This is a genomic window from Sphingomonas gei (assembly GCF_004792685.1).
Lineage (GTDB): Bacteria > Pseudomonadota > Alphaproteobacteria > Sphingomonadales > Sphingomonadaceae > Sphingomonas > Sphingomonas gei.
In genome coordinates this window covers 1-1855 of record NZ_SRXT01000020.1, presented here as the reverse complement: position 1 = coordinate 1855, position 1855 = coordinate 1, and the positions used below count along the sequence as shown (strand labels likewise).

Here is a 1855-nt window from a genome sequence, read left to right as displayed (position 1 = left end):
CGCCATATCGAGGCGCCCACCAAGCCGCAGCGCCATCGGTATGTTATAGGTCGCGCTCGCACCCTCGAGCTGGTCCAGGAACCAAAGCCGCTGCTGCGCAAACGACAAGGCCAGCGGCCCACCACGCGAGATAGGAACAATGGCAGATTTAGAAGCTGTAGCTCTTATCCGTGCACGCGCGAGCAACTGTTCCAGTTTATCGTTGGGCGAAGCCAGCGAATCTTCTATTGCCGGTTCAGGCATTCAGCGATTCCGATCAAAGAGTTCTGTTTCGAGAAGACGCCGAAGGACATCGTCTGCCAATAATGAGAGTCTTCCATGTGCAAATATCGCGGAGAGCGGCAGGAATAGGTCCAACTCCGCTTGCAGTCGGCTCTGCATCCGCACCGCCAGCAGCGAGTGGCCGCCGAGTTCGAAGAAGTTGTCGTGGCGTCCGACCTGTTCGATGCCGAGCAGCTCGGACCAGATCGCGGCAAGCGCCTGCTCCAGCGCGCCTTGTGGCGGCGCATAGGCTTGGCGGGCGAACGCGTCGTCATCGGGTGCGGGCAGGTCCTTGCGATCGAGCTTGCCGTTGGGGGTCAGCGGCAGTGCGTCCAGCAGCACGTAGGCCGAAGGCACCATATAGTCGGGCAGCACCCCCGTCAGATGCGCGCGCAGGGCCGCGATCCACGCGCTGCGGGTCTGCTCATCTCCTGGTGAGTGTCCAGCCGGCACAACATAGGCGACCAGTCGCTTGTCGCCGGCAGTGTCCTCGCGGGCGGTCACCACCGCCTCGGCGACAGCGGGATGCTCGGCAAGCCTGGCCTCGATCTCGCCAAGCTCGATCCGGAACCCGCGGATCTTCACCTGGTGGTCGTTGCGGCCCAGGAACTCGATGTTGCCGTCGGGCAGATAGCGCGCAAGGTCACCCGTCTTGTAGAGCCGGTCGTCGTCCACGAACGGGCTTGCGATGAACCGCTCCGCGGTCAGCTCGGGATGGTTCAGATAGCCGCGCGCCACACCCGCGCCGCCAATGTAGATCTCTCCCGCCGCACCCAACGGCACAGGCTGCCGGTACGCGTCCAGAAGATAGATGCGCGTGTTTGATATCGGACGACCAATGGGGCTGATTTCTCCTGAAAGTGTCCCCGGCTTTATTCGGTAGACAACCATGCCAACGGTAGCCTCGGTCGGTCCATATTCGTTGATCAGCTGTGTCTCAGGGGTGTGCTTTAGCCAGTCTTCCACTTGCCGGGCGAGCAATTGCTCGCCGCCAATGACCAGCATCCTGGCCGCTTTGGCGTGCAACACTTCAGGCCCATGCTTTTCCAATAGACCGAGGTGTGACGGCGTTAACTTGACTAGAGCAAGATCGCGCCCCTCTGCCAGAAGGTTTGCCAGTGCCGCCAGGTTTAGATCATGCTCTGGCAGCAATATGAGTTGGCAACCAGAGACAAGCGGCGCCAGCAGGCTGGTCACGGTCGCATCGAATGAGATAGAGGTATTTACGGGAACTGTGTCGTGCGGCGCAAGGCGATAAGCCTCGCGTGCCCAATTTAGATAGTGAACGACATTGCAATGCTCGACCATGACGCCTTTGGGGGTACCGGTGGAGCCTGAGGTATAGATGATATAGGCAAGGTTGCGGGTGGTGAGGCCAAGGCTTGTGGGATCGGGGCTGGTCGAGGGTTGCTCGGTCCATGGGGCGGTCTCGTTCAGGTCGAGTACCGTTGGGACATGGTCCAGCCCTGCGCATGCCGCATCCAGCGCCTCGCGTGCCGCTTCATGGGTCAGGATTGCGCGCGGCCCGGCGTCGGCCAGCATGAACGCGAGGCGTTCGGAGGGATAGGCGGGGTCGAGCGGGACATAGGCGCCG

General features: G+C 61.6%; 2 protein-coding genes. Both read right to left on the bottom strand.

Annotation, left to right across the window (positions count from 1 at the left end; genetic code table 11):
• Positions 1–243 (bottom strand): hypothetical protein (locus tag E5A73_RS21085; RefSeq protein WP_135965827.1); only part of this gene is annotated, 243 nt, incomplete at its 3' end.
• A partial coding sequence (locus E5A73_RS21080; RefSeq protein WP_135965826.1) for a non-ribosomal peptide synthetase occupies positions 244–1855 on the bottom strand: 1612 nt, incomplete at its 5' end.